We start from the raw sequence: 7,384 nt of genomic DNA, 5'->3' as shown, positions 1-7,384 counted from the left end.
ACGAAAGGACCAGCCGTGAGCTTCCGCAACAACCTCCAACACCTCCGCGCAGAACGAAACATGACGCAGGAGCAGCTTGCCATGCTGCTGGGCGTTTCGCGCCAATCCGTCACCAAGTGGGAGGCCGAACGCTCCTACCCCGAGATGGACAAGCTGCTCAAGATATGCCAGCTGTTCGATTGCACGCTCGATGATTTGGTGCAGGGCGACCTCACGGGGCGCTACGCCCCTGAAGGCGCGACGCAAGCGGCAATGCCAATCCCCGACGGTCCGCCGCAAGATATCTGCGGATACGACGAGCACCAGCGCATGCTGGCTTGGAAGGTTCCCACCGGCATCGCAAGCATTCTCTTGGGCATCGCGATCGGTTTCTTCTTCGAAGGGTCGTTCGACCTTGGAACCCACAACGGCAACGACGTCGCATTCATCATGTTCGTACTGCTGGGCGTCCTCGTAGGCCTCGTGTTTCTGATTCCCGCTGGCATGAGGCACAACGCTTTCGTAAAGGCGCACCCCTTCATCGAGGATTTCTATACCGAATCGGACAAGGAGCATGCGCGTACCACGTTCACGCGCGGTTTGATCGGCGGCATCGCCTGCATCTTCGTCGGCATCTGCCTCATGCTCATGCTAGAGCCCAATGCCGAGCAGTACGCGCTGTTCTTCCTGATGCTGTTCATCGCCTTGGGCGTATGGAACATCATTCATTACGGAATGCTGCTGGGCCGTACCAACGTGGCGGAATACAACAAAAGCGCCGCCGACGAACTTGAAATCGAAGACATCGCCAATGCGCAGATCAGCCAATCGCTGAAAGACGAGCTCTACCAGACGAAGCGTCGTTCCTCCAAGACCTCGGCCGTCTGCGGCGTCATCATGATCGCCGCCACCATCGTGGGCCTCGTGATGCTCTTCGCGCCGCTGGGCGATCCCACCAACTGGGTCAACGGCGATTTCGAGCCCCTGGGAACAACCGCCGCCTGGTTCTGGGTCGCATGGATCGTGGGCGGGCTTTTGTGCGTCATCGCCGCGATGCTCATAGAGGCGTTCGGCAAGCACGAGTAAGCCCGCGCCTTCTATGCTATATTGACGCCCATTAAAAAAATAGCGACCTGGGATGTTCATACATCGTCCCAGGTCGCTTGTCGTTTATGACCGTCTAAGAACAATCGGAAGAGTACAGACGCTACGCCTCTACCCCACGATGAACATGATGAGAAACGCGAGGGCGGCCACCCACATGAGGGGCTTGACTTCGCCCGCCTTGCCCTGGACCAGCTTGATCACGCAGTACGAGATGAAGCCGAAGCCGATGCCGTTGGTGATGGAGTAGGTCATGGGGATGCCCAGGATGGTCACGAACGCCGGGAACGCGAGCTCGATCTTGGACCAATCGATATTCACCACGTCGGAGAGCATCAGATAGCCCACCACAACGAGCGCACCGCAGGTGGCGGCGCTCGTCACCATGGCGATGACCGGCGCGAAGAACGCGAACACGAAGAACAGCACGCCCACCACGATGCAGGAAAGGCCCGTACGAGCGCCGGCGGCGGCACCCGAGGTGGATTCCACAAAGCTCGTGACAGAGCTGGCGCCGAAGAAGCCGCCCGCAGCCGCAGCCACGGAGTCCACCGTCAGGATGGGCTGGATGTCCTCGACATTGCCGTCCTTGTCAACGAAGTCGGCCTGCTCGCCCACGGCCACCACGGTGCCCATGGTGTCGAAGAAGTCGCTCATCAGCAGCGAGAACACGAACAGCAGCAACGCCGGCTGCAGGAACACCTGCACGAGCGCCATGGTGTCGGTGCCGGGAACCGTCTGGAAGGGTGCCGCGAACGTGCTGAAGTCGAGGCCGAAGTTCCACTCGGTGGGAAGCGCGGTCACGCCCAGCGGAATACCGGCGATCGTGGCGGCAACGATGGAGATAAGCAGCGCGCCCTTCACCTTCATCACCTGCAGCGCCACGGCAACCAGGATGGCGATAAGCGACACAATGGCCGTCGGAGCCGTGAGGTCGCCCAAGGCAAGCACGGTGGACTCGTCGGCAACGATGAGCCCGCCGCCCTTGAGGCCGATGAAAGCGATGAACAGGCCGATGCCGATGCCGATCGCGTGGCGCAGGCTGGCGGGGATGGCGTCCATAACAGCCTTACGCAAGCCGCACAGCACCAGAATCAGGATGACGATGCCCTCCAGGAAGATGATCGCCATGGCAACGCGCCAGTCGACCGCCGACTCTCCCAGGCACAGCGTGTACGCGACGATGGCGTTGATGCCCATGCCGGAAGCCAACGCGATGGGGCGGTTCGCGATGAGGCCCATCGCGATGGTCATGACCGCCGCGCCTACGCAGGTCGCAGTGAGCGCCGCGTTGAACGGGATGCCGGCCACCTCAAGAAGCGAGGGGTTGACGGCAATGATGTAGGCCATGGCCAGAAACGTGGTCAGGCCGCCAATGACCTCGTTGCCCACCGTGCTCTTGCGGGCCGAGATCTTGAAGAACGAATCCACTTCGTCCCCCTTTCGAGTCGCAGGTCCGCGCGTCTCGCCGAAGGCATGATGGAGCGTGCCTCCCGCGAGACGTGGGACATGAATCCCCTTTGGGCGCATCGCGTGCGGGCCCAAAACTGACCATGGCATCCTACCATACCCACACGCGATTTACGCCCATACCTCCTCGCACGTTCGTTGATGCAGGAGATTTTTGCGCATGAAACCATGGACATTCGGGTGTACTCACTTTGCATGACAAGAAAACAATGCGATATGCAGGCATTTCATCAGTCTGCATGATAGCCGCATGACACATCGCGCCGTATTCTATGCAGCGTCGTCGGGCGATACGGCAGAGCCACCATGCGAATCTCGACGGCGCACGCGTCGCACGTCGCGTGCAACCATATGAATGCAACGGAGGTATCTCATGAAAATCTTCGGACTCGGAATGCCTGAGCTTCTTATCATCCTCGGCGTGGCCCTGCTCATCTTCGGACCCAAGCATCTTCCCAAGCTCGGTTCCGCGCTGGGCAAGACCATCAAGAATCTGCGCGACGGCATCTCCGGCGGCGAAGAGACCACCAAGGCGGCAGAGGCCGAAGAGGAGCCCGCTCCCAAGCGCAAGAAGAAGCTTGCCGCCGCATCCACCACGTCTTCTGCGGAATCGTCCGTCGAAGAGGCCGCATCGGTGCAGGGCTAATCCTCCCTCCCTTTCGCCTCCGCACCTTTGGCCACGAAACGCCCCGGTCTGCCATGCGCAAACCGGGGCGTTTCGCATTTCCCATCGATATTGCCGCAAAAGCCGAGCCAAGACCGCTGCGTTTGCTATCATTTCGCTGACAAGAAAGGAAGCGAACGTGGGCGAAGCGCAGCACGGCGGACCATCGTGGAAACGAATCCTGGGGTTCGCCTGTCATCAAGGATGCATATTCTCGCTGTTCTATATGGGCTCCAACCGAGGGCTCGCACTCGGCGGCACCGTATTCGAACGCGCCGATCTGTTCCTTGTGCTTGTCTTCATGTGCCTCGCCTTCGCTTTCGGCAAGGCGCACATCGCACGCGCCTTGGAATCGAACGCCGCGACCTCAACAATCCTTGCCTCGGCGGCTATGCTGGTGGTCGGCACGATCGCCCCACAATTCCCGCTGAATTCCCACGCTATCGGGCTGGTTATTGAAGGCGTGCTCGTCGGATACCCGCTTGCTGAGCTGTTCCTAGCCTGGAGCATCGTGCTCGGATCGGGCTCCCCTCGCACCATCGCATGCGAGGTGTTCGCTGCCACGGGCTTCGCATCGGCCATCTGCTTCGCCTGCGCGTTCATGCCCTCGATGGCCCAAGTGGCGGTTCCCGTCGTTTGCGCCATTGCCGGCTCGCTCATCGTGGCGCTCTGCCTGCAGGAAAGAAGCCATGCGAGCACGCCGCAAGATACAGCCCGCACCTTTGAGAACTTCCCGCCGCATCGCGAGGCGGTGGGCGCGCACGCTTCGACGGAAGAAACCGAAGCCCCCGACACGGACCCCGGAAACACCCCCGACGACGCCCGTGCGCTGCCGAAGCTTTCGCTGTCTTCGGTATTCAAGAAAGCCGGCGTGGGCGCCATGAGCACGCGCATGATAGCAGGCGCAGTCATGTTCGGCATCGCCGCCGGATTCATGGAAAGCTACCGAAGCGATCCCGGCATGCTCTCCACCCCTGATTTCCCCGCCACGCTGCTTATTCTCGCGCTGTTCTGCGTCGCCGTGCTCCAATCGCTCTTCGTGGAAAAGCCCACCGAGGGCGAATCGTTGGGCAGCATGTACCGCATCGCGATGCTCGTGATCATGGCGGGCTTTCTGTTCGCGCCGCTCCTACAGAACAGCGGCGTGCCCGGCGAGGCCATCATCCTTGCAGGATATCTGGGTCTTGTCGCGTCGTTCATGTCGTTCTTCCTCGTTATGGCCCGCGTTGCACAGGCACAGCCGGCGCTGACATTCGCTGGAGGGCTTCTCGCGCTCTATGCCGGTGAAGCGCTCGGCATCGCCGCCGCGAACATATACGACACCACCATGCCGAGCGCTGACTTTTCGTACGGCATTATGGCGTGCGCAGGCCTTGCGATACTGTTCGCCTACCTCTTCCTCTTCACCGAACGCGATTTCAGGGCGCTGTCGGAAATCGTAGACACGTCTGATGAGCAGGAACGCGCCTGCGAGCGCCTGGTCGAACGGTTCTCCCTTTCGACGCGCGAGGCCGAGGTGCTCGCGCTCGCGCTCAAAGGCCGCAGCAACGAGAGGATCGCCCAGGAGCTGTTCGTGGCGAAGAGCACGGCAGACACGCACATGCGCCGCATTTACGCGAAATGCGGCGTCAAAGGCAGGCAAGAGCTCATCGACCTCGGAGAGCGCACCGTCGAGGAACTGCGCGGAACGAAGTCGCGCGCCCGATAACCTATCGGGCGAAAACGGCGGAGGCGGCCACTCTCCCCAGAACCACGCCGACCAAGCACGCCGCCAGGCTCAAAGCAACGTTGAGCGCCGCCATGCCCCATGCGCCATCCTGGAACAGCGTGACCGTCTCCAGGCTGAACGTAGAAAATGTCGTGAAGCCGCCCATGATGCCTGTGATGGCGAAAAGCCGCGCCTGGTCCTTGCCCGCATACGGGCCCTCGAACGCGACCGAAAGAAACCCGATAGCAAAGCATCCGAGAACATTTGCCATGAACGTAGCCAGCGGAAAGGCGCCCCAGAACGCCGCATCGGCGCCGACGCGCCCCACGAGCACGCCGATTAGATAGCGGCACACCGCGCCGATCGCGCCGCCGCCCGCAACCGCGAAGATATTCAAGAGCATGCGCATCCTCCCTGGAATCAGCCGCCGTTCAGGCCGCCTTGCGCTACAATGGCCTTTCGCAAGACAAGCGCTTTTTGCAAAGCGCCATAATACACCAGCACGAAGAAGGCATCCTTTGAAAGACAACGCATACGAACGCTTCACGCCGCGCATGGCGCTTCAGCTTGCGGCGCCTCACACCTGGCCCGCCGCCATCCTTCCCTCTCTGGTCGCCATGTGCGCCGCCGCGGTTACCGCTCCGCCCACCTCGGCCGTCATGGCTTGCGTGCTGCTGGTGATATGCGTGCTCATGCAGGCGGCGGTCAACACGTTCAACGACTATTACGACTACGTCAAGGGCGCGGACTCCGCCGACGACAACGTGGAGGAATCCGACGCCACGCTCATCTACAACAACGTGAACCCCAAAAGCGCGCTCTACCTTGCCATCGGGTTCCTGGTGGCTGCGTTCGCGCTGGGCGCCTACGTGATTTACATGGCAGGCTGGATTCCTTTGGCGATCGGCGTGGTGGGCGCCATCTTCGTGGTGCTCTACTCGGCGGGCAAGACGCCGGTTTCTTATCTTCCCATCGGCGAGCTCGTAAGCGGCGTCGTGATGGGCGGGCTCATTCCCCTGGCATGCTACCAGGCGCTGTCCGGCGTATTCGACCTGCGCGCCCTGCTGTGGGCCGTGCCTACCATCATCGGCGTGGGCCTCATCATGTTCACGAACAACACCTGCGATGTCGAAAAGGATATTCCCGTCGGGCGCAAAACGCTCTCGGTCATGCTGGGGCGCGGCCGCGCACGAAAGGTCTACCATGCGTTCGTATACGCCTGGGTCATCGCCATCGTGGCGCTTGTAGGCGTTTTCTTCACGCCGGGCCTTATCGTGATGCCGTTCATGCTGCTTGCAGCCTATCCCCTGCTCAAAGCGCTTCTTTCCAACCCGCTGGCACCGCAGTCGCGCATCGGCGCGATGGCGCAGATCTGCAGCGTGAACGTGGCGCTGGGAGCATTCTACGCAGCCGCCATCCTGGCCGCGGGAGGCATCACGCTCGTCATCTAGCCTGTAGTTAAGTAGGCTCAGCTCCAGCGAATCTGCACGTTGTTCGGAATGCTCGATGCGAACGCCTGCAAATCGAACGTTGCAAGGAGCTGTTCGGGAGTGGCGGGATCGCAGGTGGGAGCGATGCCGGTAATGCCGGCGATATGGCCGATTATGCCCGCTGGCGTCTTGAAGCGTTCCAGCAGCGCATCAAGAGCGGCATCGTGGTCGCGCTTCGACAGGCGCCTTCCCTCTTCCGCGACCAAGAGCGGCACATGAGCGTATGAGGGATGGGGGTATCCCAGCAAATCCTGGAGATACATTTGCTGCGGCGTAGAGCAAAGCAGGTCCACGCCGCGCACGATCGAGTTGACGCCCTGGGCGGCATCATCCACTACCACCGCAAGCTGATAGGCGAACGCGTCGTCCGACCGCCGAATGAGGAAATCACCGCATTCGGCGGCAAGATTCTGAGAATACTCGCCTTGGATACCGTCGACAAAGGACAGCGTCTCATCGGGCACGATAAGGCGGGATGCGGGACGGCGCTCCTTCATGCGCTCAGTGCGCTCCTCGTCGGTCAGGTTCCGGCACGTGCCGGCATACACAAGCTTCTCGCCGTGATGCGGCGCGGAGGCGGCGTGAAGGTCGGCACGCGTGCAGAAACAGGGGTATACCAGCCCGCGCTCGCAGAGCTCGTCATAAGCCGCCTGATACGCCTCATCGCGGTCATGCTGGAAATACGGGCCCTCATCCCAGGTGAGGCCGAGCGCCTCGAAGTCGCGTTGCACCGCATCGATGAACTGCGGCTTAGAGCGCTCGGCATCTAAATCCTCTATGCGCAGGACGATTGAGCCGCCCTGCGACTTGGCCACGAGCCACGCCACGAGCGCCGAGAACACGTTGCCCGCATGCATCCGTCCCGTAGGGGAAGGAGCGAATCTGCCCTTAATCATTATTTTCTTCGCTGGTCCTCGACGTGCCTGGTCTTGACCTCGCCGCGCGCAACGGCGCCGGGCTGCTCCAGCT

General features: G+C 61.4%; 7 protein-coding genes. 4 read left to right on the top strand and 3 right to left on the bottom strand.

Going from position 1 to position 7,384, the window contains the following annotated elements; translation table 11 throughout:
- Window positions 1-1,065: helix-turn-helix transcriptional regulator (locus Q0J60_RS09620; protein WP_294440986.1), on the top strand; the 1,065-nt coding region annotated here is incomplete at its 5' end.
- A gap of 129 nt (window positions 1,066-1,194) precedes the next feature.
- Here the strand turns inward: Q0J60_RS09620 and Q0J60_RS09615 are convergent.
- The gene (locus tag Q0J60_RS09615; protein ID WP_294440984.1) at window positions 1,195-2,514 is read right to left on the bottom strand and encodes an NCS2 family permease; all 1,320 of its coding nucleotides are present in this window, start codon (window positions 2,512-2,514) and stop codon (window positions 1,195-1,197) included.
- A 412-nt stretch (window positions 2,515-2,926) separates the two neighbouring features.
- On the opposite strand from Q0J60_RS09615, the gene tatA reads away from it, so the two are divergent.
- Entirely contained in the window at window positions 2,927-3,199 is a 273-nt protein-coding gene (tatA, locus tag Q0J60_RS09610; protein ID WP_294440982.1) for a twin-arginine translocase TatA/TatE family subunit, read from the top strand.
- A gap of 157 nt (window positions 3,200-3,356) precedes the next feature.
- Window positions 3,357-4,925 (top strand): helix-turn-helix transcriptional regulator, encoded by a 1,569-nt coding sequence (locus tag Q0J60_RS09605; RefSeq protein ID WP_294440980.1) that lies wholly within the window; start codon window positions 3,357-3,359, stop codon window positions 4,923-4,925.
- Between the two features lies 1 nt (window position 4,926).
- Here Q0J60_RS09605 and crcB read toward each other — a convergent pair whose 3' ends face one another.
- The gene (gene crcB / locus Q0J60_RS09600; protein WP_294440978.1) at window positions 4,927-5,328 is read right to left on the bottom strand and encodes a fluoride efflux transporter CrcB; all 402 of its coding nucleotides are present in this window, start codon (window positions 5,326-5,328) and stop codon (window positions 4,927-4,929) included.
- Window positions 5,329-5,443: 115 nt separating this feature from the next.
- Here crcB and Q0J60_RS09595 point away from each other — a divergent pair, with 115 nt between their 5' ends.
- The gene (locus Q0J60_RS09595; protein WP_294440977.1) at window positions 5,444-6,376 is read left to right on the top strand and encodes a prenyltransferase; all 933 of its coding nucleotides are present in this window, start codon (window positions 5,444-5,446) and stop codon (window positions 6,374-6,376) included.
- 17 nt (window positions 6,377-6,393) lie between these two features.
- Here Q0J60_RS09595 and gluQRS read toward each other — a convergent pair whose 3' ends face one another.
- On the bottom strand, window positions 6,394-7,311 hold the full coding sequence (gene gluQRS / locus Q0J60_RS09590) for a tRNA glutamyl-Q(34) synthetase GluQRS (protein WP_294440974.1): 918 nt from the start codon (window positions 7,309-7,311) through the stop codon (window positions 6,394-6,396).
- Window positions 7,312-7,384: the final 73 nt, after the last annotated feature.

Origin of the sequence: uncultured Slackia sp. (genome assembly GCF_944321625.1) — a bacterium.
Classification (GTDB): Bacteria; Actinomycetota; Coriobacteriia; order Coriobacteriales; family Eggerthellaceae; genus Slackia.
The sequence above is the reverse complement of the archived record's forward strand: the minus strand, read 5'-3'. Positions and strand labels throughout refer to the sequence as shown.

Coding starts and splice junctions, on each gene's coding strand:
- tatA (WP_294440982.1), top strand. CDS start 2,927: ATGAAAATCTTCGGACTCGGAATGCCTGAGCTTCTTATCATCCTCGGC.
- crcB (WP_294440978.1), bottom strand. CDS start 5,328: ATGCTCTTGAATATCTTCGCGGTTGCGGGCGGCGGCGCGATCGGCGCG.
- gluQRS (WP_294440974.1), bottom strand. CDS start 7,311: ATGATTAAGGGCAGATTCGCTCCTTCCCCTACGGGACGGATGCATGCG.